This is a genomic window from Paenibacillus sp. GCM10027628, from assembly GCF_042676385.1.
Taxonomy (GTDB): Bacteria; Bacillota; Bacilli; order Paenibacillales; family NBRC-103111; genus Paenibacillus_E.
In genome coordinates this window covers 33,799-59,950 of sequence record NZ_JBHTHA010000006.1, presented here as the reverse complement: position 1 = coordinate 59,950, position 26,152 = coordinate 33,799, and the positions used below count along the sequence as shown (strand labels likewise).

The 26,152-nt window shown below is 46.5% G+C and carries 27 protein-coding genes and 1 other annotated feature; of the genes, 26 read left to right on the top strand and 1 reads right to left on the bottom strand.

The window, feature by feature from the left end; genetic code table 11:
• The first annotated feature begins 347 nt into the window (after positions 1 to 347).
• From ACFQZT_RS09495 to pssA, 7 genes are all read left to right on the top strand, one after another.
• Entirely contained in the window at positions 348 to 809 is a 462-nt protein-coding gene (locus ACFQZT_RS09495) for a CtsR family transcriptional regulator (protein ID WP_188178412.1), read from the top strand.
• Between the two features lie 13 nt (positions 810 to 822).
• Positions 823 to 1,335 carry a protein-arginine kinase activator protein McsA gene (gene mcsA, locus ACFQZT_RS09490; RefSeq protein ID WP_379298984.1) on the top strand — a complete coding sequence of 171 codons (513 nt, stop codon included), beginning with the start codon at positions 823 to 825 and terminating at the stop codon, positions 1,333 to 1,335.
• A gap of 24 nt (positions 1,336 to 1,359) precedes the next feature.
• Complete coding sequence (gene mcsB, locus ACFQZT_RS09485) at positions 1,360 to 2,421, top strand: protein-arginine kinase McsB (RefSeq protein ID WP_379298988.1); 1,062 nt, start codon at positions 1,360 to 1,362, stop codon at positions 2,419 to 2,421.
• Positions 2,422 to 2,483: 62 nt separating this feature from the next.
• Entirely contained in the window at positions 2,484 to 4,925 is a 2,442-nt protein-coding gene (clpC, locus tag ACFQZT_RS09480; protein WP_379298982.1) for an ATP-dependent protease ATP-binding subunit ClpC, read from the top strand.
• A 201-nt stretch (positions 4,926 to 5,126) separates the two neighbouring features.
• On the top strand, positions 5,127 to 6,494 hold the full coding sequence (radA, locus tag ACFQZT_RS09475; RefSeq protein ID WP_379298980.1) for a DNA repair protein RadA: 1,368 nt from the start codon (positions 5,127 to 5,129) through the stop codon (positions 6,492 to 6,494).
• A gap of 40 nt (positions 6,495 to 6,534) precedes the next feature.
• Positions 6,535 to 7,614, top strand: a complete 1,080-nt coding sequence (disA, locus tag ACFQZT_RS09470; protein ID WP_379298978.1) for a DNA integrity scanning diadenylate cyclase DisA — start codon at positions 6,535 to 6,537, stop codon at positions 7,612 to 7,614.
• A gap of 85 nt (positions 7,615 to 7,699) precedes the next feature.
• Positions 7,700 to 8,449 (top strand): CDP-diacylglycerol--serine O-phosphatidyltransferase, encoded by a 750-nt coding sequence (pssA, locus tag ACFQZT_RS09465; RefSeq protein ID WP_379298976.1) that lies wholly within the window; start codon positions 7,700 to 7,702, stop codon positions 8,447 to 8,449.
• Between the two features lie 78 nt (positions 8,450 to 8,527).
• Here the strand turns inward: pssA and ACFQZT_RS09460 are convergent, their stop codons facing one another.
• Positions 8,528 to 8,923, bottom strand: a complete 396-nt coding sequence (locus tag ACFQZT_RS09460) for a DUF1573 domain-containing protein (RefSeq protein WP_379298974.1) — start codon at positions 8,921 to 8,923, stop codon at positions 8,528 to 8,530.
• A 154-nt stretch (positions 8,924 to 9,077) separates the two neighbouring features.
• Between ACFQZT_RS09460 and ACFQZT_RS09455 the strand changes: the two genes are divergently transcribed.
• From ACFQZT_RS09455 to rpoB, 19 genes are all read left to right on the top strand, one after another.
• Entirely contained in the window at positions 9,078 to 10,145 is a 1,068-nt protein-coding gene (locus ACFQZT_RS09455; protein WP_379298972.1) for a PIN/TRAM domain-containing protein, read from the top strand.
• A gap of 69 nt (positions 10,146 to 10,214) precedes the next feature.
• On the top strand, positions 10,215 to 10,922 hold the full coding sequence (gene ispD, locus ACFQZT_RS09450) for a 2-C-methyl-D-erythritol 4-phosphate cytidylyltransferase (protein ID WP_379298986.1): 708 nt from the start codon (positions 10,215 to 10,217) through the stop codon (positions 10,920 to 10,922).
• Complete coding sequence (gene ispF / locus ACFQZT_RS09445) at positions 10,919 to 11,404, top strand: 2-C-methyl-D-erythritol 2,4-cyclodiphosphate synthase (RefSeq protein ID WP_379298970.1); 486 nt, start codon at positions 10,919 to 10,921, stop codon at positions 11,402 to 11,404. The genes ispD and ispF overlap by 4 nt, the downstream gene beginning before the upstream one ends.
• Positions 11,405 to 11,448: 44 nt before the next feature.
• Entirely contained in the window at positions 11,449 to 12,903 is a 1,455-nt protein-coding gene (gene gltX / locus ACFQZT_RS09440) for a glutamate--tRNA ligase (RefSeq protein WP_379298968.1), read from the top strand.
• Between the two features lie 334 nt (positions 12,904 to 13,237).
• The gene (cysE, locus tag ACFQZT_RS09435) at positions 13,238 to 13,912 is read left to right on the top strand and encodes a serine O-acetyltransferase (RefSeq protein ID WP_379298965.1); all 675 of its coding nucleotides are present in this window, start codon (positions 13,238 to 13,240) and stop codon (positions 13,910 to 13,912) included.
• Positions 13,893 to 15,293, top strand: a complete 1,401-nt coding sequence (gene cysS / locus ACFQZT_RS09430) for a cysteine--tRNA ligase (RefSeq protein ID WP_379298963.1) — start codon at positions 13,893 to 13,895, stop codon at positions 15,291 to 15,293. Before cysE ends, cysS begins: the two co-directional genes overlap by 20 nt.
• Positions 15,290 to 15,712 carry a Mini-ribonuclease 3 gene (locus ACFQZT_RS09425; protein ID WP_379298961.1) on the top strand — a complete coding sequence of 141 codons (423 nt, stop codon included), beginning with the start codon at positions 15,290 to 15,292 and terminating at the stop codon, positions 15,710 to 15,712. Before cysS ends, ACFQZT_RS09425 begins: the two co-directional genes overlap by 4 nt.
• A gap of 1 nt (position 15,713) precedes the next feature.
• Complete coding sequence (rlmB, locus tag ACFQZT_RS09420) at positions 15,714 to 16,454, top strand: 23S rRNA (guanosine(2251)-2'-O)-methyltransferase RlmB (protein ID WP_379298959.1); 741 nt, start codon at positions 15,714 to 15,716, stop codon at positions 16,452 to 16,454.
• Positions 16,455 to 16,459: 5 nt separating this feature from the next.
• On the top strand, positions 16,460 to 16,972 hold the full coding sequence (locus ACFQZT_RS09415) for an NYN domain-containing protein (protein ID WP_379298957.1): 513 nt from the start codon (positions 16,460 to 16,462) through the stop codon (positions 16,970 to 16,972).
• A 118-nt stretch (positions 16,973 to 17,090) separates the two neighbouring features.
• A complete protein-coding gene (sigH, locus tag ACFQZT_RS09410) occupies positions 17,091 to 17,735 on the top strand; it encodes an RNA polymerase sporulation sigma factor SigH (protein WP_028557511.1) in 645 nt (214 codons plus the stop codon).
• Between the two features lie 252 nt (positions 17,736 to 17,987).
• Positions 17,988 to 18,137: a 50S ribosomal protein L33 gene (gene rpmG / locus ACFQZT_RS09405; protein WP_134756045.1), complete on the top strand. Its 150-nt coding sequence runs from the start codon at positions 17,988 to 17,990 to the stop codon at positions 18,135 to 18,137.
• A 19-nt stretch (positions 18,138 to 18,156) separates the two neighbouring features.
• Complete coding sequence (gene secE / locus ACFQZT_RS09400) at positions 18,157 to 18,369, top strand: preprotein translocase subunit SecE (RefSeq protein WP_379298955.1); 213 nt, start codon at positions 18,157 to 18,159, stop codon at positions 18,367 to 18,369.
• A 24-nt stretch (positions 18,370 to 18,393) separates the two neighbouring features.
• Positions 18,394 to 18,927 (top strand): transcription termination/antitermination protein NusG, encoded by a 534-nt coding sequence (gene nusG, locus ACFQZT_RS09395; protein WP_188178396.1) that lies wholly within the window; start codon positions 18,394 to 18,396, stop codon positions 18,925 to 18,927.
• 108 nt (positions 18,928 to 19,035) lie between these two features.
• Complete coding sequence (gene rplK, locus ACFQZT_RS09390; RefSeq protein ID WP_188178395.1) at positions 19,036 to 19,461, top strand: 50S ribosomal protein L11; 426 nt, start codon at positions 19,036 to 19,038, stop codon at positions 19,459 to 19,461.
• A gap of 113 nt (positions 19,462 to 19,574) precedes the next feature.
• Positions 19,575 to 20,267, top strand: coding sequence for a 50S ribosomal protein L1 (gene rplA, locus ACFQZT_RS09385; protein WP_379298952.1), 693 nt, complete (start codon positions 19,575 to 19,577; stop codon positions 20,265 to 20,267).
• A gap of 54 nt (positions 20,268 to 20,321) precedes the next feature.
• Positions 20,322 to 20,477, top strand: a sequence feature (ribosomal protein L10 leader region).
• 69 nt (positions 20,478 to 20,546) lie between these two features.
• Entirely contained in the window at positions 20,547 to 21,056 is a 510-nt protein-coding gene (rplJ, locus tag ACFQZT_RS09380) for a 50S ribosomal protein L10 (RefSeq protein ID WP_379298950.1), read from the top strand.
• A 51-nt stretch (positions 21,057 to 21,107) separates the two neighbouring features.
• The gene (gene rplL, locus ACFQZT_RS09375) at positions 21,108 to 21,470 is read left to right on the top strand and encodes a 50S ribosomal protein L7/L12 (protein ID WP_379298948.1); all 363 of its coding nucleotides are present in this window, start codon (positions 21,108 to 21,110) and stop codon (positions 21,468 to 21,470) included.
• Between the two features lie 150 nt (positions 21,471 to 21,620).
• On the top strand, positions 21,621 to 22,220 hold the full coding sequence (locus ACFQZT_RS09370; protein WP_379298946.1) for a class I SAM-dependent methyltransferase: 600 nt from the start codon (positions 21,621 to 21,623) through the stop codon (positions 22,218 to 22,220).
• Between the two features lie 354 nt (positions 22,221 to 22,574).
• A complete protein-coding gene (gene rpoB / locus ACFQZT_RS09365) occupies positions 22,575 to 26,111 on the top strand; it encodes a DNA-directed RNA polymerase subunit beta (protein ID WP_379298944.1) in 3,537 nt (1,178 codons plus the stop codon).
• Positions 26,112 to 26,152: the final 41 nt, after the last annotated feature.

Here is a 26,152-nt window from a genome sequence, read left to right as displayed (position 1 = left end):
CTCCAGCGTCGATGGTACTTGAACCGAAGGGTTCTGGGAGAGTAGAACGTTGCCAAGCACAGAGAAAAGCCTTTTTGAGAGAAATCTCAAGGAGGCTTTTTGTTTTTGTTCCGAATAAAACTGTAGGTAAGGTCAACACTAGTAAGGCATACTTTTGGCTATCGGAATGTGAATAATTTGATTTTTACATGCAGTACTTGTCAAAAAGAAAGGAAATGATTATAATCTAATTAAGGTCAAAGAAAGTCAAAGTCAAGCAGACCTTATTAAGCAATTTTGTATTTTCGTAAGCAGCGGCTTCATCTTGAGGCCAAGGTTTACTTCAAGCTTTCTGGGAGGATGAATTGATGCGTAATGTTTCAGAAATTATTGAGCAGTACTTGAAACATGTTCTGCAGCAAAGTCCAGAAGGAGCCATCGAGATTCAACGCAACGATCTAGCTGATCAGTTTCAATGTGTTCCTTCCCAAATCAACTATGTGATAAGCACCCGGTTTACTTTGGAAAAGGGTTATGTTGTGGAAAGCAAGCGCGGCGGCGGTGGATATATTCGCATCCAAAAGATCGAGCTTAAGAGTCACGGCTCTATTCTCGACCATATTTTTCGCACGATTCATACTCACATTGATCAAGTCACCTCAGAAGGACTTATATACCAACTGCAGGAAGGCCATTACATCTCGGCTAGGGAAGCTAACCTGATTAAGGCGGCGATCTCAAGAGATGTGTTAACTTTTAAACTGCCGCTTCGCGATGAAATTCGTGCAAAAATTTTGAAGGCGATGCTGATATCCTTGCTTAGCAGATAAGGAGGGCGTATGAATGATTTGTCAGGAGTGCGGTAAACGACCGGCGACTCTTCATTTTACGAAGATTGTGAATGGGGATAAGAACGAGTTCCACATTTGTGAAAATTGCGCGCGCGAGAAGGGTGAAATGATACCGGGAACATCGAACGGTTTCTCGATTCATAATCTTTTATCCGGCTTGCTTGATTTTGAACCGTCATCCGTTGCTTCAGCTAAGTCACAGTCAATCCGTTGTGAGCATTGTGGACTTACGTATTCGCAGTTTAGTAAATTGGGACGTTTCGGCTGTGGTTCCTGTTACAAAAGTTTTTCGGAAAAGCTGGATCCATTGTTCAAAAGAGTCCATGGCAACATTGTCCATGTCGGTAAAGTTCCTAAGCGTACAGGCGGCATCATTCAATATAAGCGGGAAATCGATACTCTTAAAAAAGAAATGATGACTCGCATTGAAAAAGAAGAGTTCGAACAAGCGGCCAAGATTCGGGATCAGATTCGTGAAATCGAGAAAAAGATTGCCGGTACGTAGGCTCTTGAGGAAGGTGTGAATGAAGTGACACTGCAGCGTTTTACGGGAGATGCATTGAGTGAATGGATGAAGGGTGATGGACCTGAGTCGGATATCGTCATCAGCAGTCGAATCCGCATTGCACGCAACCTCAGAGACTATCCATATCCGATGCTCGCTACGAATCAACAATCACATGAAGTGCTTGAGCAGCTATCCGGCGTACTTGAAAACGAAGAGCTCGAGACGATTAGCAACTTTTCTCTAATCCCGTTATCCGATCTCAATGAGCTAGAGAGAATGGTACTTGTCGAAAAGCATTTGATTAGCCCGAATCTGGCGAATGAATCCAGGAATGGCGCCGTCATTTTAAGCGAAAATGAATCCATTAGCATTATGATCAACGAAGAGGACCATCTTCGCATACAATGTTTATGTCCGGGATTTCAGATCAAAGAAGTGTGGGATTTGGCAAATCAAATTGATGATATTTTTGAAACACAGCTGGATTATGGTTACGATGAAAAAAGAGGCTATCTGACGAGTTGTCCTACGAATGTAGGAACAGGTATTCGCGCATCGGTCATGATGCATCTCCCAGCTCTGGTGCTGAGTCAGCAAATCAACCGTATTTTATCCGCTGTTACGCAAGTTGGGTTGACAGTTAGAGGATTATACGGGGAAGGCAGCGAAGCATTAGGCAATCTGTTTCAAATTTCAAACCAGATCACGCTTGGTCAGTCCGAGGAAGAGATTATTGATAATCTCTACAGTGTAGCAAGGCAAATCATTGAGCATGAGCGCGCAGCCAGACATAAGCTAATGCAGGAGTCCCGAATGAGAATCATCGATCGTGTGAATCGTTCACTTGGAATTTTGTCATATGCCGGCATTATGGATTCTAAAGAAGCCGCACAGCGGTTGTCGGATGTCAGAATGGGCATTGACCTTGGCATCATTAACAACGTATCGGCTAACGTTCTCAATGAACTGCTTGTCATGACGCAGCCGGGGTTTCTTCAGCAATATGCAGGCGAGAAATTGTCTGCCGAAGACCGGGATATTCGCAGGGCAGAGTTGATTCGTGAAAGGTTAGGCCGCTTTTAACAGGTAAAATAGATTCATCCTTTAGGATTTCCATAGATATACTACTTTTGGAGGTGTTCTCTATGATGTTTGGAAGATTTACGGAACGTGCGCAAAAGGTTCTCTCTCTTGCACAAGAGGAGGCCGTTCGTTTAGGCCACAATAATATTGGAACTGAGCATATTTTACTCGGACTCATTCGTGAAGGTGAAGGTATTGCCGCTAAAGCACTTGTTGCTTTGGGATTGGGGCTCGAGAAGATTCAAGATGAAGTGGAATCGCTGATTGGCAGAGGCCAAGAACAGCCGACCAACATCGCATACACGCCAAGAGCTAAAAAAGTCATTGAGCTTTCCATGGATGAGGCAAGAAAACTGGGTCATACGTATGTGGGCACTGAGCACATCCTGCTTGGATTGATCCGTGAAGGTGAAGGGGTTGCAGCACGTGTACTCAACAACTTGGGTGTCAGTTTGAATAAGGCTCGTCAACAAGTGCTGCAGCTACTGGGCAGCAGTGAGACGGTATCTCCTAGCCATGGCAGCAATCAAAATGTGAACACGCCTACATTGGATGGTTTGGCAAGGGATCTTACGGCGTTTGCCAAAGAAGGACATCTGGATCCGGTGATTGGCCGCAGTAAAGAAATTGAGCGTGTGATTCAGGTATTGAGCCGACGCACCAAAAATAACCCAGTTCTCATCGGGGAGCCAGGGGTAGGTAAAACGGCGATTGCCGAAGGCCTCGCTCAAAAAATCATTAACAATGAAATTCCTGAAACATTGAAGGATAAAAGAGTCATGACCCTTGATATGGGTTCAGTCGTGGCGGGCACTAAATATCGCGGGGAGTTCGAAGATCGCCTCAAAAAAATCATGGACGAAATTCGCCAAGCGGGCAACATCGTGCTCTTCATCGATGAGCTGCATACTTTGATCGGCGCTGGTGGAGCAGAAGGTGCGATCGACGCATCGAACATTCTGAAACCGGCACTTGCAAGGGGCGAGTTGCAATGCATCGGCGCTACTACGCTTGACGAGTATCGTAAATACATTGAGAAGGATGCCGCGTTGGAGCGTCGTTTCCAGCCGATTACGGTGGACCAACCGTCGCCGGAAGAAGCGATCCAAATCCTTCACGGACTTCGCGATCGCTACGAAGCGCATCACCGTGTGAAAATTACGGATGCAGCAATTGAAGAAGCAGTTAAACTGTCCGATCGCTACATTACAGATCGGTTCTTACCGGATAAAGCGATCGATTTGATCGATGAGGCGAGTTCCAAAGTGAGACTTCGCTCTTACACAATCCCGCCTTCATTGAAGCAACTTGAGAATAAACTCGAGGATATCCGCAAGGAGAAAGACGCGGCTGTTCAAAGCCAAGAGTTTGAAAAAGCGGCCGGTCTCCGAGATACGGAGCAAAAGCTGCGTGAAGAACTCGATACGACAAAAAACGACTGGAAAGAGAAACAAGGTCGTTTGGATACGGAAGTAACTCCGGAGGATATCGCTCAGGTAGTGGCAAGCTGGACCGGTATTCCAGTAAGCAAGCTGGCTGAAGAGGAAACCGAGCGCTTACTCAAAATGGAGGACATTCTTCATGAACGCGTCATCGGTCAAGAAGAAGCGGTTAAAGCCGTTAGCCGCGCTATCCGCCGCGCTAGAGCGGGACTGAAAGATCCGAAGCGTCCGATGGGCTCCTTCATCTTCTTGGGACCGACTGGTGTTGGTAAAACCGAGCTGGCACGCGCACTGGCCGAGTCTTTGTTCGGTGACGATAACGCCGTAATCCGCATCGACATGTCGGAATACATGGAGAAACACTCAACGTCCAGACTCGTTGGAGCGCCTCCAGGGTATGTAGGGTATGAAGAAGGTGGTCAACTTACCGAGAAAGTTCGTCGTAAACCATACTCCGTCGTACTTCTAGATGAAATCGAGAAGGCACATCCAGAAGTATTCAATATTCTGCTGCAAGTGTTGGAGGATGGCCGTTTGACTGACTCTAAAGGCCGCACTGTGGACTTCCGTAACACGCTGATCATTATGACATCGAACGTGGGCGCGGAAGCAATCAAGAAAAATTCTTCGCTTGGCTTCACCGCCGCGCAAGATGCAGGCAGAGATTACTCCAACATGAAAGACAAAGTGATGGGTGAGCTCAAGAAAAGCTTCCGTCCGGAGTTCTTGAACCGGATCGACGAAATTATCGTGTTCCACTCCTTGGATGAGCAGCATATCGCTCGCATCGTAAGCTTGATGGCCGATGATCTTCGCAAACGTTTGAAAGAGCAAGAAGTGGACTTCGCGCTTACCGAGAAAGCGAAGCTGTTCCTTGCCAAAGAAGGATTCGATCCGACTTATGGCGCCAGACCGCTCCGCAGAGCGATTCAGAAGCACATTGAGGACCGTTTGTCTGAAGAACTGCTTAAGGGCAACATCGCTAAGGGCGACTCCTTGACCATTGATGAAAAAGAAGGCGAGCTTGTCGTCCTAAAAGGCGAAGGCGTAGCCGCACAATAAATGAGTAAAAAAGCATTTTGCTCCATCCGGCTCGGGTGGCGGCAAAATGCTTTTTATGTTCTTAGCTGAAATGAAAGATTTTTTCACTTTTTGGAGATTTGAATGAAGCAGCCCTTTCACCAACTTCTTAAAAATGGTAAACTTTATTGGTAAGGATAGGCAAAAAATTCGCTATTGTTTCTAAAGGGAGTTACTTACGTCATGAGTAAACAGAAAACCAAGTTTTGCTGCCAAGAGTGCGGATATGAATCACCAAAGTGGATGGGAAAGTGCCCGGGGTGCCAATCCTGGAACACGATGGTGGAAGAAATAGAAACGGTCGTTCGCACGCAAGGGATGAATTCTTCCATAGCCCGAACGAAAGAAAAACCGACATCCATCATACATATAGAAAGTAGCCCTGAACCTAGGGTGTTAACGAATAATAAGGAATTAAATCGTGTTTTGGGTGGAGGCATTGTCCCTGGTTCATTGATCCTGGTTGGAGGCGATCCGGGGATCGGAAAATCAACCCTTTTGCTCCAAACCTCCTTTGCGCTCACACAAGCACAGCAAAAAGTGCTTTATATATCTGGCGAAGAATCTGTTAAACAAACGAAGCTTCGTGCGGACCGTTTGAACGCTTCATCACCGCTGCTTTATGTGCTTTGCGAAACGAATCTAGAGCTTATTGAGGAAGCCATTCAAGAAATTAACCCGGATTTTTTGGTGATTGACTCCATTCAAACCGTGTATCATCCGGCTATCGCTTCTGCACCGGGTACGGTTGGTCAGGTTCGAGAATGCACGGGACATTTTATGAGAATAGCTAAAGGTAAAGGGATTGCAACGGTTCTCGTCGGGCACGTCACCAAGGAGGGCGCTATCGCAGGTCCACGCATGCTGGAGCATATGGTGGATTGTGTGCTCTATTTCGAAGGCGAGCGGCATCATTCCTATCGCTTGCTTCGAGCCGTGAAGAACCGCTTTGGTTCGACGAATGAAATCGGTATTTTTGAAATGCAAGAAGGCGGTTTGGTTGAAGTCAACAATCCGTCGGAATTGTTCTTGTCTGAAAGGCCGTTGGGTGTGGCGGGTTCCACGGTTGTGGCCAGTATGGAAGGAACGCGTCCTGTTCTGGTGGAGATTCAAGCCCTTGTTTCAACGACGAATTTTCCATCCCCCCGCAGAATGGCTACCGGCATTGATCATAACCGGTTATCGTTAATTATGGCCGTACTTGAGAAGCGAATGGGACTGTTCCTGCAAAATCAAGACGCTTATCTCAATGTAGCCGGAGGCGTCAAGTTGGATGAACCGGCCGTTGATTTGGCCGTAGCGATAAGTATCGCATCCAGTTTCAAGGATCAACCCACTCGCCCCTATGATGTAGTGTTCGGTGAAATCGGGCTGACCGGGGAAGTGCGAGGCGTCTCGCGGATCGACCAGCGAGTGAAGGAAGCGGAGAAACTTGGTTTCCGCAGAGTGATTATGCCTGAGAAAAGTCTCAAAGGGTGGACCCATCCGCCAGGCATGGAAATTATCGGAGTGAACACGGTGTCAGAAGCTCTCCAAGCTGCGCTGAGTTAACTCATGCACCATTCAACCTGCAAGCTTCAGGAGGAAAATAATGAGTAAAGAAGAGACAAAGCGCGACGTGATGAGTCAATTGCTGCAAATGGTGGCACCAGGTACCGCGTTCCGCGACGGTTTGGAGAATGTTTTGCGTGCTAAGACGGGAGGACTCATCGTAGTCGGATATAGTCCGGAAGTCATGGAAATTGTCGACGGCGGGTTCTCCATTGACTGCGATTTCTCCCCCAATTATTTGTACGAGTTAGCCAAAATGGACGGAGCTATCATACTCAGTGAAGATATGAAGCGAATTCTATATGCGAACACACAGTTAATTCCGGATTCCTCGATTTCATCATCGGAAACGGGAATCAGGCATCGGACGGCTGAGCGCGTCGCGAAGCAAACGAATAAGCTTGTTGTCTCGATTTCGCAGCGCCGGAACGTGATTACGCTGTATCAAGGCAATTTGCGGTATGCGCTGAAAGATATCGGTGTGATCCTGACTAAAGCGAATCAAGCCATTCAGACGCTGGAAAGATACAAGGTTGTTTTGGACCAATCCATGACCAATCTTAGCGCCTCTGAGTTTGAGGAGTTAGTTACTTTGCATGATGTGACCAATGTCATTGCCCGTGTAGAGATGGTGCTTCGCATCAAATCCGAAATCAACCGCTATATTAACGAGCTTGGCAACGAAGGTCGCCTGATCAGCATGCAGTTGGAGGAATTGGTCGGCAATTCCGAACTGGAAGCCCGTCTTCTTGTGAAGGACTACGTCCGCGACTTGTCTGAGGAGAAAGTCAAAGATATGCTGGCCGGCTTGAAAAGGCTCTCTTCCGATGAACTGCTTGAACCCCAACAAATCATTCGTTTGCTGGGCTATCCGCATACGAATGCAATCGCCGAAGAACCAGTATCGCCGCGTGGTTTCCGGATGTTGGGCAAAATTCCGCGTCTCCCATCGATCATTATCGCTAATCTCGTGGAGAAGTTTGGTTACTTGCCGCATATGATGATGGCGACCATTGAGGAGTTAGACGAAGTGGATGGGATTGGCGAGGTCAGAGCCCGCGCAATAAAAGAAGGTCTTAAGCGCATCCAGGAACAAGTCTTCATTGACAGACATATTTAAAGTGGATACAATCATAAAGTATCATTGTTGAGGTTTTATTAAGGTAGAATTAGGGTATAGTAAATCCAGAGGTGGACAAAAACATATGTTAACGAAATCAATTCCCAGCCTTTTTACAGTAGGGAACTTATTCCTTGGTGTTCTGTCGATTATTCTCGTCTTTAATGGTGAACCCGGACGCGCTGCCGTGCTCGTTATCGTTGCCATGCTGCTCGATGGACTTGACGGACGTGTGGCAAGAGCTCTGAATGCGCAAAGTGAGTTTGGTAAAGAACTGGATTCGCTGTCCGATGTTATTTCTTTCGGTGTAGCGCCAGCCTTCATTATGTACGTGGTTGCATTTAATGACCCTACAGTCATCAGCCCTGCGTTTGCATGGATTGTAACAGCTCTCTTCCCGATCTGTGGAGCACTTCGTCTCGCTCGTTTCAATGTTGTTGCCGGTATTCCAGGATATTTTATCGGCTTGCCGATTCCAGCAGCGGGCGGCGTACTTTGTACGCTTGCATTATTTAATAACGAAATTAACGTTTACGTACTGTTGGTCAGCACAGTTCTCTTATCGTACTTGATGGTAAGTACAGTGAAATATCCGAATTTCAAAAAGGCTGGCATTCCTAAAGCGGCAATTTGGATCACACCAATTATTGTTGCCGTTGCGGTGCTTATTGCGATTAAGTGGCCAGAGTCTATTTCCAAAATGATTTTCGTACCGCTGCTTCTTTATGCGCTCTATGGCTTAAAAAAAAACGTTGATGGCATCTTCATCAGATTGCGCAGAAAGAACAAAAGACGTACACACGAGGAAAATCACTCGGTGAAATCCGATCTGTAAACCACTCCAATGAAAATGAAAAGCATTTATTTTCTCTTGATGATTCAGAGAAAATAAATGCTTTTTTTCTTTTCATTTTCATGACATGTTGAATAGTCCTAATGTCGAGCATTTCTTTGATTCATTCTCAACGACTTTCTCCAAATCTACATCCAAAAGATTGCTAAGCGCCGACATGTAGAAAAGGTTTCTTCCGAGCTCTGCGCTGACGACCTCTGCACAATGCTCGCATAAATGACCTGTAACATGGGTGCCGAGTACATCTTTCGCCTCATCTAGCGTCATCTCCGGATGATACTCCTGTTTGGCTGCATGGACTCCAATACATCCACATTCCGTAATGGACTTAATTACAGAACGATTGGCTGCTGCGTTCGTTTGTTGAAATTTGGACAAGACATCGAGCAAACTTCGGTGACGGAGTAACAATTCAGACACTTGATCTTGAAACTGCTTTAAAGTCAAGGAGCTCATTCCATCCACCTCGAGTGTGTTTGTAAACTTCCAATCTCATTATAAAGGAAGCTTCCTAATATTTCAATTTTCCATGAGGAATCGTGATTAGCGATGGATAAATTGGAACATAATTGTAATATGGCATAAACATTGTTGATATGGAGGTGAATCTATGATGAGGAAATGGGTACAAATCATTTTTGCAATCATGGGTGGAAGTTTAGGTTATCAATGGAGTGATTCCATACTTCGTATGGCAGGTGTAACGAGTGAGGCCGGACAAGCATTCTGGATCAAGAGCTTATGTGCGGCGACGATGTTCTTGATAGCGGCGTGGGTGGCTAACACGGGTATGAAACTGCTTCTAAGAGGCGAAAGGAATGTAGAGAATATTCCTGTATCTGATTTGCTTGCTGGAACCGTCGGACTGGTTATCGGACTACTGATATCGGTATTGGCGTTTCCCGTGCTGGAAAAAGCGACATGGGCCGGTCCTTTTTTACCTGTAGTCGTTGCAGGTATTCTTGCGGTTATGGGCTTTCGCATCGGTTACAGTAAACGAGATGAGCTCATTCAGTTGTTTAAGAACGTACGTTCTGGTTCTCAGGACAAGCAGACACATCGTCCCTATGAAGAGCATAAGATTCTGGATACTAGTGTGATTATTGACGGCCGGATTGCGGACATTTGCAAAACCGGGTTTATCGAAGGCACGCTTGTCATCCCGGAATTTGTCCTGGAAGAGCTGCAGCATATTGCCGATTCTTCGGATTTGCTCAAGCGGAACCGCGGTCGTCGAGGACTCGACATTTTAAACAAAATTCAAAAGGAATTAGAAGTGAAAGTACTCATCTACGAAGGGGATTTCGAAGAAATTTCCGAAGTGGACAGCAAGTTGGTCCGTTTGGCGAAAGTGCTGCAGGGCAAAGTGATTACGAACGATTTTAATCTTAACAAAGTATGTGAGCTACAAGGGGTTTCGGTATTGAATATTAACGATCTTGCTAATGCCGTGAAGCCAGTCGTATTGCCGGGAGAAGAAATTATTGTTCAAGTCATTAAAGACGGCAAGGAGCATGGGCAAGGCGTCGCTTATTTGGACGATGGCACGATGATTGTCGTTGAAGGCGGACGCGACTTTATCGGGGCGACACTGGAAGTCATGGTCACGAGTGTGCTGCAGACTTCGGCGGGACGAATGATTTTTGCCAAACCGAAATTATTGGAAAAAGCGCAGTAAAACCAGTATGATAGGGGGAGGTTGTTTAACACTTACGGAAAGCGCATATAGCGTTTACGAAGAGGGGACATTATGGGGAAGCTAGGGGTTGTCATCGTAGCTGCGGGTAAAGGCTCGCGTATGCGAACGGCTGAAAGTAAGCAATATTTACAGCTCGGTCAGAAGCCAATTCTGGTACATACCTTGCAATTATTTCAAAACATACATGAAGTGGATGAAATCATTTTGGTTGTTGGGGAAGCGGACGTTGAACGTTGTAGTAGTTACATAAAGAACTACGCGTTGTCGAAGGTCACGAGCGTACAAGCCGGCGGTGCAGAGCGTCAAGAATCGGTGAAAAAAGGACTGGATGCGCTCCAGCCAGGAACCGAATGGGTGCTTGTACATGATGGAGTCAGACCTTTTGCTGCTGTCGAACATGTGTTGGCATGTTTCCGCAAGGCACAAGAGAGCGATGCTGCTGTTCTGGCCGTTCCCGTCAAAGACACGATCAAGATCGTGAATGAAGCAAAACAAATTCAATCAACGCCAGATAGACGAAGCTTGTGGGCGATCCAAACGCCGCAAGCTTTTCGGCTTTCCGTTCTGCAGGATGCGCATGAACAAGCTCTGAATGAAGGATTTCTGGGGACGGACGATGCCATGCTGGTAGAACGTTTGGGGACAACCGTCCATGTGGTCGAAGGGGACTATTATAACATTAAAATAACAACGCCGGAGGATCTGCCTTGGGCGGAATGGATTTTAGAACATGTAAGGGGAGAGGTTCAACGATGATTCGAGTGGGACAAGGGTTTGATGTGCATCAGTTAGTGGAAGGACGCAAGTGCATAATTGGGGGCGTAACGATACCGTATGATAAAGGATTGCTTGGACATTCAGACGCGGATGTACTGCTGCACGCGATTAGCGATGCGATTTTGGGCGCCTTGGGTCTAGGGGACATTGGCAAGCATTTTCCGGATACCGCAGCGGAATTCAAAGATGCAGACAGCCTGGTGCTGCTTAAGCGTGTGTGGCAACTGGCAAAGGAAAAAGGCTATCGTTTGGGCAACTCGGACTCAACGATCATTGCTCAGAAACCGAAAATGGCGCCCTACATTCCGCAAATGGTTGAAATTATTGCAGATGCGCTGGAAGCGAAGCCGGATCAAGTGAACGTGAAAGCGACGACCACCGAGCAGCTCGGTTTCACCGGAAGAGGCGAAGGTATCGCGGCGCAATCGGTTGTTTGTTTAATTCGAGATATGCTAGAATAGCAGATATTATAGCAGGTATTCAGGGGAAAAGAGGGATTCCAAACATGAATCAGCCATTACGTGTGCGCTATGCGCCAAGTCCGACCGGACATTTACATATTGGCGGTGCGCGTACCGCTTTATTCGATTATTTATTGGCACGCCGTCATGGTGGAGCATTTGTCGTTCGTTTTGAAGATACGGATCAGACTCGTCATAAGGAATCCGGTATTGCTGATCAATTAAACGGCCTGAAATGGCTTGGTTTAGAGTGGGATGAAAGCGTGGATATCGGAGGTCCATACGGTCCGTACCGTCAAATGGAACGTCTGGATATCTATGAGAAGTATGTAGATCAAATGATTCGCGGCGGTCATGCTTACCACTGCTACTGTTCCGAAGAAGAGCTGGAACAAGAGCGTGCGGAGCAGGAAGCTCGCGGCGAGATGGGTGGTTATTCCGGAAAATGCCGTACCCTTACGCCCGAGCAGGTGGCTGCTTATCAGGCTGAGGGTCGTAAACCATCAACGCGTTTTCGAGTACCTGAAGATCGCATTATCGCCTTTGAAGATAAAGTGCGCGAGCATGTAGAATTCGACTCCAATGGCATCGGCGATTTCATTATTGCCCGTCCGGACGGTATTCCTACGTACAATTTTGCGGTTATCATTGATGACCATATGATGAAGATTAATCTCGTCATTCGCGGTGAGGAGCATTTGTCCAACACGCCGAGACAAATTTTGATGTACGAGGCACTTGGGCTTCCAATTCCTGATTTTGCCCATTTGGCGCTGATTCTCAACCCGGACCGCAAGAAAATGAGTAAACGCGATGAGTCCATTATCCAGTTTATCGAGCAATATAGAGAGCTGGGTTACCTGCCTGAAGCCGTAGTAAACTTTATCGCGCTGTTAGGCTGGTCGCCGGGCGGGGAAGAAGAGATTTTCACCAAGGAAGAGCTTATTGCCCAGTTTGATCTGGATCGCGTGTCCAAGAGTCCTGCCGTATTTGATATGGATAAATTGAATTGGATGAATAACCACTACTTGAAAAAGGCCCCGCTTTCCCGAGTTGTTGAGTTGTGTGTGCCTCATTTGCAAAAAGCAGGCTATATCCAAGGCACGCTGGATGAAGCATCCCAGGAATGGGTGTCCGCATTAGTCGGTCTCAATCAAGAGAGAATGCGCTTCGCTGCAGAAATCGTCGAATTATCCAGTCTCTTCTTCCAGAAAGAGCTGGTTATCGATGAAGAAGCGTCAGCCGTCTTAAAAGAGGAGCACGTGCCTGCAGTGTTGAGCAGCTTCCTTGGGCAAGTAGAACAAGCTGAGGCGTTCACGGTGGAAGCGATCCCCGCACTGCTGAAGCAAGTGCAGAAAGATACGGGCTACAAGGGTAAGCAACTCTTCATGCCGATCCGTTCCGCTTGTACGGGACAGGTTCATGGACCTGATCTGAACGTGTCGCTTTATCTGCTTGGCAAAGAAAAAGTCATTTCCCGCCTTCGGAACTTATTGTAAAGCGAGGATCTTTTCGCTATACTTAATTCAATATCAAATGCAACGATCAGGAGAGTACGTTTAACTAGGGATTTTCAGAGAGGATAATCGGGGTGTTTTCACTTCGGCTGTGAGTTATCCAATCCCTGTAACCGGAAATGCACCTGGGAGCTGCCGCGCCGAAATCTCGTGAGAGTATCGTAGGCGCAGCCGGATCACCCACGTTACGGGTTTTGAGTTGGGAGACTTCCGAGTCACCAAGCAGAGTGGAACCGCGATAGTACGCCTCTGCAGCCATATAGGCTGCAGGGGCTTTTTTGCATTTACTCCGACTTCCTACTAAGAAGGTGAAAACATGTGGAAAACGATTAAATCCGATATTTCTGCCGTATTCGATAACGACCCGGCTGCGCGCAACTGGTTTGAAGTCGCGTTTACGTATTCCGGCCTTCATGCCATATGGGCGCATCGGATCGGGCACTGGTTTTACAAACGACGCATGTACACGATAGCCCGGATCATTTCCCAGTGGAGCCGTTTCATGACCGGCATCGAGATTCATCCTGGGGCAGTAATTGGCAATCGCTTGTTTATCGACCATGGCATGGGCGTCGTGATCGGGGAAACCTGCGAGATTGGTGACGATGTCATTCTATACCAGGGTGTTACATTAGGAGGTACCGGTAAAGAGAAAGGTAAAAGACACCCGACTATTGGCAATAATGTGGTTATCGGCTCCGGTGCGAAAATTCTGGGTTCCTTTACCGTTGGTGAAAATTCACGCGTTGGTTCCAACGCGGTTGTCATCCAGGAAGTGCCGCCGAACAGCACAGTTGTCTGCATACCAGGTAAATTAGTGAAGCGGGATGGCGTTCGCGTGAATCGTTTGGATCATGCTAACCTGCCAGACCCCGTTATCGATATGTTTGAAGGACTGCAGCAGCAGATCAATGAGCTGAAAAATCAGCTTGAATTAGAAAGGCAAAAGAAGAATGGGGGAGTTAGAGAGCATGACGCTCAGAGTGTATAATACGCTAACGCGCAAGAAGGAAGAGTTCGTACCGATCGAACCGAATAAGGTCAAGATGTATGTTTGCGGACCAACCGTATACAACTATATTCATATTGGCAACGGCAGACCCGTTATTTTCTTTGATGTGGTGCGCCGCTACCTGGAATCACAGAAATACGAAGTCACGTATATTACAAACTTTACGGATGTTGACGATAAAATGATTCGCAAAGCCGAGGAAATGGGAGAGACCGTACCGCACCTCGCGGAAACGTTCATTGGGGCATTTCTGGAGGATACCAAAGCGCTTGGCGTTCATGATGCTACACTCAATCCGCGTGTAACGGAGAACATCCAAGAGATCATCGATTTCATTGCGACGCTTGTGAATACGGATTATGCTTACGAAAGCGGCGGTGACGTATACTACAGAACGAGCAAGTTTGCCGATTATGGCAAGTTGTCTCATCAAAATCTAGAAGAACTTCAATACGGCATCCGTATTGAGGTGGACGACCGCAAAGAGAATCCGCAGGATTTCGTGCTGTGGAAAGCCGCAAAACCAGGAGAGATTTACTGGGAAAGTCCATGGGGCCAAGGCCGTCCCGGCTGGCATATCGAATGCTCGGCCATGGTGCGCAAATATTTGGGCGAAACGATCGATATTCACGGCGGCGGGCAAGACTTGACGTTTCCGCACCATGAGTGCGAGATTGCCCAGACGGAAGCCGCAACCGGCCATCCAATGGCGAATTACTGGATGCATAATGCATTCCTCAACATCGATAATGAAAAAATGTCCAAGTCGCTCGGTAACGGTATTTTGATCCGCGATCTGATTAAACAAATCAAGCCGCAAGTATTCCGCTTTTTTATGCTTTCCGCACATTACCGCAATCCGCTTAATTTCAGCGATGAAAGCTTGAAGCAAGCGGCTAACGGGCTTGAGCGCATTCAGAATGCTTTCGATAATCTGAAGCATCGTCTGGCCACAGCCTCACAGGCAAGTGAGATCGAAGGAGCGCTGCAAGAGCGCATTGCTGAGATCGCTCGCCAATTCGATGACAAGATGAACGACGACTTCAACACGCCGGATGCTATTACCGCCGTATTCGATCTTGTCGCTGAAGCGAATTTATACTTGCAGCAGGAGCGGGTAAACGCTGCCGCGCTGCAGCTTTTCCTCGAACAGCTGCAAGCTTTTGATCAAGTTCTCGGCCTCCTCTCTCATGAAGCCGATGAACTGCTGGACGAAGAAATCGAGCAGTTGATCGTCGAGCGCACGGAAGCGCGCAAGTCCAAAAATTGGGCGCGTGCCGACGAGATTCGCGACTTGCTCACAGAGAAAGGGATATTCCTCGAGGATACGCCTCAAGGAATACGTTGGCGCCGCAAATGAGTCACCCCTTTTCCGAACAAGCGAATCTGTTTCATTTTCCGCCATCCAAAAGCCCGAATTTGCTCAACCCGCTCGTGCTGGCATATATCGGAGATGCGGTTTATGAAGTGTATATCCGTCAGTATGTGATTTCCGGTACGAATCATCGGCCGAATTACCTGCATAAAGCGGCAACTGGATATGTGTCCGCCAAAGCGCAGTCGAAGCTGTTGGAGAAGCTCATGCCGATCTTAACGGAAGAAGAAGTCGACATCGTCAAGCGGGGCCGCAATGCCAAATCAGGAACCACAGCCAAAAACGCGGACGTGCTGGAGTACCGGCACAGTACCGCGTTCGAATGCTTAATCGGATATTTGTATTACCAACAATCCTTTGAGAGACTGAAGGAAATTTTAGATTTCGCCCTGAAGGAGAAATGATATGGAAGAAGAATATATCGGCGGGAAACACTCTGTTTTAGAAGCGCTTCGCTCCGGGCGGACGATCAACAAAATATGGGTAGCCGAAAATGCGCAGAAGCAATTTGCCGGCCCTATTGTCGCAGAGGCTAAAAATCACGGAATTATCGTGCAGTTTACCGATAAGCGCAAACTTGACCAAATGGCCGAAGGACTTGTCCATCAAGGCGTTGTAGCACAAGTTGCAGCATACGAGTATGTTGAAATTGAGGATATTCTGGCTGGCGCCAAAGCTAAGGGCGAAGAGCCGTTCATTCTCATCCTCGATGAGATCGAAGATCCACACAATCTTGGTTCCATCCTGCGAACAGCCGACTGTACGGGCGTGCATGGGGTTATCATCCCTAAACGACGCTCGGTTGGACTCACCGCTACAGTATCCAAAACATCAGCTGGAGCTGTTGAGTATGTTCCAGTCGCTCGGGTAACGAACATTGCTCAAACGATCGAACAGTTGAAAGAAGAAGGCGTATGGGTAGCGGGAACCGACGTATCCGCGGCACAAGACGTTTATAAAGCGAATTTCAAAATTCCGATTGCCCTGGTTATCGGAAACGAAGGCAAGGGCGTCGGCCGGTTGATTAAAGAAAAGTGTGATTTCTTGGTCAAACTTCCGATGGCAGGGCGGATAAATTCGCTAAATGCTTCCGTTGCAGCAGGCGTACTCATGTATGAAGTGGTCAGACAGCGAATTCTGAGTTAAATGGTATGGAAGAGTTTCTGATCGTAGACGGGTACAATATCATAGGAGCCTGGCCTCAGCTAAGCAAGCTGAAGGACACCGATCTGGAGCAAGCGCGGGACAAGCTCATTCATATGTTGGCCGAATATCAGTCTTACTCCGGGATGAAAGTATATCTCGTATTCGATGCTTACATGGTCCCTGGCCTTGGAAAAAAATATACACAGAGCAAACTCGCCGTCCTCTACACCAAGGAAAAAGAAACGGCTGATGAGCTTATCGAGAGGTTGGTCACCAATTTAATGGGTCGACGTAAGCAAATTTACGTGGCCACTTCCGATATGATCGAGCAGCATGTCATCTTCGGTAAAGGCGCGCTGCGCCTGCCTGCAGGCGAACTTTTGGTCAAGATCAATCAAAGCCGTAAAGAAGTACGAGAACGAATCCGACCTGAGTCATCAAGCAAACGAAATCCTTTTGACGGCAAACTGAATGAAGATCTTAAAGCACTGTTTGAGCGGTGGCGACGAGGTGAGTGAAACTCTCCAAATGCTAGAAATGACGCGGTTCCCCGTTGACGGTGTCAGAATTCATCATGTATACTTAACCTAACCTTAAAGTGAAATTGGGTAGTCCTGCAGGCCGGAGGGATTGTTGGTGAGTGTCGACCTCAAAGAACTGAGAATGTACGATTATGATCTCAAGCCAGACGAAGACATAGTCGAAGCAGTCCGTGAAGGCAGTAGTGAAGCGCTGGAGTACCTGATCAATAAATATAAGAATTTCGTGCGTGCTAAGGCGCGTTCTTATTTCTTGATTGGCGCAGATCGTGAAGACATTGTGCAAGAAGGCATGATAGGTTTATATAAATCGATTCGTGACTTTCGAGGGGACAAGCTGGCTTCATTCAAAGCCTTTGCTGAACTGTGCATTACCAGGCAGATCATCACGGCCATTAAGACAGCGACTCGCCAGAAGCACATACCTCTGAATTCCTACGTTTCATTGGACAAGCCTATTTATGATGAAGATTCTGATCGGACGTTGCTTGACGTTATAAGCGGTTCACGGGTGACCGATCCGGAAGAACTGGTCATTAATCAAGAAGAGTTTACGGGTCTTGAAGATAAGATGGGTGAGATCTTAAGCGATCTGGAACGTCGAGTGCTTATGCTTTATCTTGATGGCAGATCGTACCAAGAGATTGCAGTGGATCTTGATCGTCATGTGAAATCCATTGATAATGCGCTTCAACGTGTCAAACGTAAGCTTGAACGCTATTTGGAAGTAAGAGATTTATAGAAAGTAAGTACAACATCCGCGGAGCGGGTGTTTTTCTTTTGCGCACGTTTAATAATTCCAAGCGTAGTCTATAATGATGATACTCTTGCAATGCATGTCTAGACACATAGAATAGAGGTAAACTGAGATAGTTCTTCCTTGACACCCCATTGTGGATTGTGATAAAGTATTTCAGGTAGCCCTAAAAGTCGCTTTCTTTTTGATGCGCTTCGAAGGGCTTTAATTAGAAAGTGTCTGTAGGAGGTGTACATCATGCGGGTTATCATCACATTAGCGTGCACAAATTGCAAACAAAGAAACTATGCATCCACTAAAAATAAGCGCAACAATCCCGACCGTATTGAGTTGAAGAAATATTGCAGATTCTGCAATGAACATACTGCTCATCGCGAGACTAGGTAGTTCTTTGGAGGTGTAGTTTGTGGCGTTCTTGGCTAGAATGAAACAAAGCTTCGGATCCACGTTTTCCTTCTTCACCGACAGTTGGTCAGAACTCAAAAAGGTCAAGTGGCCAAGCCGCAAAGAAATGATCACCTATACGCTTGTTGTTATCGGTACGGTAGCTTTCGTTGCCGTTTACTTCTTTGTGCTGGATCTTGGAATCTCAGAGTTGCTGCGCCTTGTTTTTAAATAAACAGGACTATAGGTGAATTTATTCATGGAAAAAAGATGGTACGTCGTACATACCTATTCAGGGTATGAAAACAAAGTAAAAGCCAACCTAGAGAAACGCGTTGAATCTATGGAAATGCAGGACAAGATCTTCCGTGTGCTCGTGCCTATGGAAGAAGAACTGGTGAACAAAGACGGCAAGAAGAAAACCGTCATGCGTAAAGTTTACCCGGGCTACGTCCTCGTTGAGATGATTCAAACAGACGACTCTTGGTACGTTGTGCGCAATACGCCGGGAGTTACAGGATTCGTAGGTTCTACGGGGTCTGGCTCTAAACCGACTGCACTACTACCTGAGGAAGTGGAAGCCATCCTGAAGCATATGGGTATGGAAGAGCCGAAGGCGAAAATTGACTTCGAACTCAAAGAAACCGTACGCGTCAAGGTGGGACCTTTTGCGAACTTTGTTGGCTCGGTTGAAGAAATCGTGGCGGATAAAGGCAAGCTTAAGGTACACGTCAACATGTTTGGTAGAGAAACCCCGCTTGAGTTGGATTTCAACCAAGTGGAAAAGCTATAAAACAAGACAACCAAGGGTTTCTGCCAGGTCTATTCCTCGGGATAGACCTTCGTTAGTGGGAGGGTTTTGTGCCCGTCTAACCACACTAAGAGCAAGGAGGTGTCCAACATGGCAAAAAAGGTTATTAAAATCGTGAAGCTGCAAGTTCCAGCTGCGAAAGCAAATCCAGCGCCACCGATCGGTCCAGCATTGGGTCAAGCAGGTGTGAACATCATGGCTTTCTGTAAAGAGTTTAACGCTCGTACTGCAGATCAAGCGGGTCTTATCATTCCGGTTGAAATTACAGTATTCGAAGACCGTTCCTTTACATTTATCACGAAAACGCCTCCGGCTGCAGTTCTTCTTCGCGTCGTTGCTGGTATCGAAAAAGGATCCGGTGAACCGAACAAAAAGAAAGTTGCAACTGTGAAGCGCGCGAAAGTTCGCGAAATCGCTGAACAAAAAATGCCTGACCTGAATGCTGCATCCGTTGAGGCTGCAATGCGTATGGTCGAAGGTACTGCTCGCAGCATGGGTATCGTCATCGAAGACTAATTCCGTATGGAATGCGGTGAGTAAGCGAATGCTTACGAAGAAAGTTTTCTAAGAAAACTCTTAGCCGCTCGGTGGGAGGATTATCCGCTAATACCACTAAGGAGGATTTTAAAATGCCTAAACACGGTAAAAAATACCGCGAAGTCGCTCAGCTTGTAAATGCTGAAACTTTGTATGATCCGTCAGAAGCAATCGAGCTTGTTAAAAAGACAGCTCCTGCTAAATTCGATGAGACTGTGGATATCGCAGTTCGTCTGGGTGTAGACCCAAGAAAACAAGACCAGGCTGTTCGTGGCGTAGTTGTACTTCCACACGGTACTGGTAAAACAAAACGTGTACTCGTTTTTGCCAAAGGTGAAAAAGCGAAAGAAGCTGAAGCGGCTGGCGCGGATTTTGTTGGCGATCAAGACATGATCAACAAAATTCAACAAGGCTGGTTCGAATTCGACGTTTGCGTAGCCACTCCTGATATGATGAGCGAAGTTGGTAAACTGGGTCGTATTCTCGGGGGTAAAGGTTTAATGCCGAACCCTAAAGCCGGTACAGTTACATTTGACGTAGCGAAAGCTGTTCAAGAGATCAAAGCTGGTAAAATCGAATACCGCCTCGATAAAGCAGGTCAAATCCATGCTCCACTCGGTAAAGTATCCTTCGATGCTGACAAGTTGAATGAAAACTTCAAAGCATTGGTTGATGCGCTTCTCAGAGCGAAGCCTGCAGCTGCTAAAGGTGTTTACCTGAAAAGCATCGCTGTATCTTCTACTATGGGACCAAGTGTTCGTGTGAACCTGCAATCCTTTAGATAAGAAAAACCATCCAGTTGACTTCGGTTGCTGGTCGTGATAATCTATCTAAGGTCTTAAAAGTGAATATGCAAACCGTAGACAGTAGGTGCCGCCTTGGCTTAATTTCCTACCGAGGTGTTATGATATATATTGCGATTCTTTTGTACATCAAGAGAAAAGTGAACACATCATGCCTTCGTAGTGTCTACGAAGGCATTTCTTATTTTCGGAATAAGAAATGCTGATGCTCCTACTGTTTGCGAAATCGAAGATACAAATGCAAAAGAAGTGAGGTGTACTATGGCAAACGCGAAAATTCTTGCAGAGAAAGAACAGGCTGTCGCTGAAGTAACAGAGAAGCTGAAAGCTAGCTCTTGCACAATCGTAGCTGACTACCGCGGTTTGAACGTAGCTCAAGTAACTCAGTTGCGTAAATCCTTGCGCGAAGCTGGTATCGAATTTACAGTTCTCAAGAATACTTTGGCAAGACGTGCAACAGCTAACGCTGAGCTAAGCGCGCTGGATGAGTTCTTAACTGGACCTACAGCGATTGCTTTCAGCAAAGACGATGTTGTGTCTCCTGCTAAAATCTTGACTGAATTTGCGAAAAAGAACGATAAATTGAGCGTAAAAGCTGGCGTGGTCGAAGGCCGTGTAGTTGGATACGATCAAATCAAAGCACTTGCAGAACTTCCTTCCAAAGAAGGTCTTCTCTCTATGTTGCTTAGCGTTCTTCAAGCTCCTGTTCGTAACTTTGCACTTGCTGTTAAAGCAGTTGCTGAGAAAAAAGAAGCTGAAGGTCAAGCTTAATCTAGCTTTACTACAACAAACAAATCTATTAATGATAACGGAGGTTTAACCATGAGTAACGCACAAATCTTGGAAGCCATCAAAGGCATGACTATTTTGGAATTGAACGATCTGGTTAAAGCAATTGAAGAAGAATTCGGCGTAACTGCGGCAGCTCCAGTAGCTGTAGTAGCAGGCGGCGCAGCAGCAGTTGAAGAAGCTCAAACTGAGTTTGACGTAATCTTGACTAACGCTGGCGCATCCAAAATCAACGTAATTAAAGTTGTTCGCGAAATCACAGGTCTTGGCCTGAAAGAAGCGAAAGACCTGGTTGACGGCGCTCCTAAGCCAATCAAAGAAAAAATTGGCCAAGAAGAAGCAGAAGCTATCAAAGCAAAACTTACAGAAGCTGGCGCTACTGTAGAAGTGAAGTAATCTTGTCATATAGAGAACCTCTTGAAGCTAAACTTCAAGAGGTTCTTTTAACGAATTTGAGATTTTACCTCATAGGAAAGCTTACCGAGTTGTTAATTCATTCTGGTCGGTGGTTTTCCTAGTGGTAAAAGTGAAGGAGGAGTGCATAACGTGTCAGAGCACTATTACACACAGCGTCCTACTGTGCAGCGGGATCTCCATACGATGAAAGAGAAGTTGCGCGGTCGGGAGATGACGTTTACAACGGATGCCGGCGTCTTTTCGAAGAAAGGTGTCGATTATGGGAGCAAGCATTTAATTGAAACGATGGAGTTTCAAGAGGATGCAAATGTATTAGATGTGGGATGCGGCTACGGTCCCATTGGCCTTAGTGCTGCGCTAATGTGCCCGAAAGGTCATGTGACTATGGTAGATATCAACGAGAGAGCGATTGAACTCTCAATTGATAATGCAAAGCGCAATGGAATTTCTAATGTAACGATATTGCAAAGTGATTTGCTGGAGCAAGTGCAAGAACACAAATTCGATGTGGTATTAACGAATCCGCCTATTCGAGCCGGTAAGGAAGTAGTGCATCGCATTTTTGCGGATGCCTATGATTGCTTGAATGAAGGCGGATCGATTTGGGTTGTTATTCAGAAAAAACAAGGGGCTCCTTCCGCGATGGCGAAGCTTGAAGCGATTTATGGAGATGTTGTTGAGGTCTCCAAAGATAAAGGGTACAGAATCCTTAAAGCAACAAAGAGGTAATGAATGATTTTCGAGGAAATTTGTTTGACTTGACATTTTATATGTGGTATCATTGAAAAATGTCAGTATTAAGATGGGACACATGTCTTTAGTTAACAAAAATGTCAAGTCTTTTTTTCATCCGAGATGCATAAAATTTTAAACTGTAACGTATAATGTTTGAATTTTGGGCAACTCTAACAGGATGAGAAGAAATATATGGAAAAGTCTTGTCGATCAACAGAGAAAAACCTCCATCCATACAGTCGCTTGATTCGGACGGGCTCCAATATCGGAGGCGTCCTGAGTGTACGTCGGTAGAAGTTTTTCTTCTTTCTTTTTATTTATTGAGTAGACTTGAGGGGTGAATGAAAGTTGGCGGGACATCTTGTTCAATTTGGACGACGTAAACGCAGGACTTATGCACGTATTAATGAGGTGCTGGGTATTCCAAACCTGATTGAGATCCAGCAAAAATCGTATGAGTGGTTTTTGGAAGAGGGCCTCAGAGAGATGTTTCAGGATATCTCCCCGATTCAGGATTTTACGGGTAACCTGGTACTGGAGTTTATTGACTACAGCTTGGGTGAGCCTAAGTATTCGGTTGATGAATCCAAAGAACGCGACGTAACCTATGCGGCGCCGTTAAGAGTCAAAGTCCGTTTGATTAATAAAGAAACCGGTGAGGTCAAAGAACAAGAAGTGTTCATGGGGGATTTCCCTATTATGACCGATACGGGAACTTTCATTATCAACGGTGCGGAGCGTGTAATCGTCTCCCAGCTCGTTCGTTCACCCAGTGTTTATTATAGCACGAAAGTGGATAAAAACGGCAAAAAAACTTATACAGCTACTGTCATTCCGAACCGCGGCGCATGGTTGGAACTTGAGACGGATGCGAAGGATATCATTTATGTTCGTATCGATCGTACGCGCAAAATCCCAGTCACCGTACTGCTTCGTTCATTAGGTTTCGGTACAGATGCTGAGATTCTCGATCTGCTTGGCGATGATGAATATATCCGCAACACGCTCGACAAAGACAACACGGATTCTACGGAAAAAGCGTTGATCGAAATCTATGAGCGTCTTCGTCCGGGTGAGCCGCCTACGCTTGATAATGCTAGAAGCTTGCTTGTAGCTCGCTTCTTCGATCCAAAGCGTTATGATTTGGCGAATGTCGGCCGTTACAAAATCAATAAGAAACTTCATATCAAGAATAGATTGTTCAATCAACGTCTGGCTGAAACATTAGCAGATGCGGAAACAGGTGAAATTATCGCTGAAGCCGGTCAATTGCTTGACCGTCGTACGCTGGATGAAATCCTGCCTTATATTGAGAAGGGTGCTGGATTTAAAGAGTTCTCCATCCCGAATGGCGTGACAGAAGCGGATAGCATCCCGGTTCAGTGCATTAATGTATACTCACCAAATGAAGACGGCAAAGTCGTGAAGGTTATCTCCAACGGTGTTATTGATAAATCCGTGAAAAACATCACGCCTGCCGATATTATTTCATCCATTAACTATTTCATTAATCTATTGCATGGTATTGGAAATACAGACGATATCGATCACTTGGGTAACCGTCGTCTTCGTTCTGTCGGCGAATTGCTGCAAAACCAATTCCGTATCGGTTTATCCCGTATGGAGCGCGTTGTGCGTGAACGGATGTCCATCCAAGACGCGAACGTGATTACGCCGCAGGCTTTGATCAACATTCGTCCTGTGATTGCGTCGATTAAAGAGTTCTTCGGTAGTTCCCAGCTCTCGCAATTTATGGACCAAACGAATCCGCTTGCTGAGCTGACGCACAAACGTCGTCTGTCCGCACTCGGACCCGGCGGTTTGACGCGTGAGCGCGCAGGTATGGAAGTTCGTGACGTGCATCACTCTCACTATGGCCGTATGTGTCCGATTGAGACTCCGGAGGGTCCGAACATTGGTTTGATCAACTCCTTGTCGACATTCGCCCGCATCAACGAGTATGGCTTTATTGAAGCTCCGTATCGTTGGGTGGATCCGAAGACGGGTATCGTAACCGATCAAATCGCTTACCTTACTGCCGACGAAGAGGATAACTACGTTATCGCTCAGGCGAATGCCGAGTTAACCGAAGAAGGTAAATTCGTTGAGGATTCAATTATCGTTCGTTACAAAGATGATAACTTAACGTTACCGGTTGAACGTGTCGATTACATGGACGTATCTCCGAAGCAAGTTGTTTCCGTCGCGACGGCGCTCATTCCGTTCCTTGAGAACGATGACTCCAACCGTGCACTTATGGGATCCAACATGCAGCGTCAAGCGGTTCCTCTCCTTATCCCTAAAGCACCTCTTGTAGGTACTGGTATGGAGCATAAGGTTGCTAAGGACTCAGGAGTATGTATTGTATCCAAATTTGACGGAATTATTGAAAAAGCGGCTGCGAATGAAATCTGGCTGCGCCGTCAAGAGATGGTAGATGGTAAGCTTGTTAACGGAAATATCGTGAAATATAAATTGCATAAATTCATGCGTTCCAACCAAGGTACTTGCATTAACCAACGTCCGATTGTGAAAAAAGGTCAACTGGTTAAAGTGGGCGACATTCTTGCTGATGGTCCTTCCACTGAGCAAGGCGAATTGGCGCTTGGTCGTAACGTTGTCGTTGCCTTCATGACTTGGGAAGGTTACAACTACGAGGATGCGATCCTGCTAAGCCAAAAACTGGTTAAAGAAGACGTATATACTTCGATTCATATCGAGGAATATGAGTCCGAAGCTCGTGATACGAAACTCGGACCTGAAGAGATCACTCGTGATATTCCTAACGTCGGGGAAGACGCTTTGAAAAATCTTGACGAGCGTGGAATTATCCGCGTCGGTGCCGAAATCGGTGCAGGCGACATCCTTGTCGGTAAAGTAACACCTAAAGGTGTAACCGAACTGACTGCGGAAGAAAGATTGCTACATGCGATCTTTGGTGAGAAGGCTCGTGAGGTTCGTGACACATCCCTTCGCGTGCCGCATGGTACTGACGGTATCGTTGTCGACGTTAAAGTATTTACTCGTGAGAACGGCGATGAGCTGCCTCCTGGTGTGAACCAACTCGTTCGTGTCTATATCGCTCAAAAACGGAAAATTTCCGAGGGTGATAAAATGGCCGGACGTCACGGTAACAAAGGGGTCGTAGCACGTATCCTTCCTGAGGAAGATATGCCGTTCATGCCGGATGGTACGCCGGTTGAAGTCGTACTGAATCCTCTCGGGGTTCCATCGCGTATGAACATCGGTCAAGTGCTTGAAGTTCACTTAGGTATGGCATCCAGATTCTTGGGTATTCACGCAGCAACTCCGGTATTCGACGGTGCGCGTGAGTATGACGTCTTCGACACGATGGAAGAAGCAGGTATGCAGCGAAACGGTAAGACACTTCTGTACGATGGTCGTACAGGCGAATCGTTCGAACGTGAAGTTACGGTTGGTGTCATGTACATGATCAAACTGGCGCACATGGTCGACGATAAAATCCATGCCCGTTCCACAGGTCCTTACTCGCTCGTTACACAGCAGCCGCTGGGTGGTAAAGCGCAGTTCGGTGGACAACGTTTCGGGGAGATGGAGGTATGGGCACTTGAAGCTTATGGAGCTGCCTATACACTGCAAGAAATCCTTACCGTTAAGTCTGATGACGTTGTGGGTCGTGTGAAAACTTACGAATCCATCGTTAAAGGCGAGAACGTTCCGGAGCCTGGTGTACCAGAGTCATTCAAAGTTTTGATCAAAGAGCTTCAAAGCTTGGGAATGGACGTCAAAATCCTTTCCGGCAACGAAGAAGAGATCGAAATGAAAGAAATGGATGACGACGATGAAGTCACCAGCGATAAATTGAACTTGAATTTAGAAGGATCCGAATTAGGAGTCGAATAATCTTAGTCGTTATAGATCGAGCACGATTCAATGCACAGTAT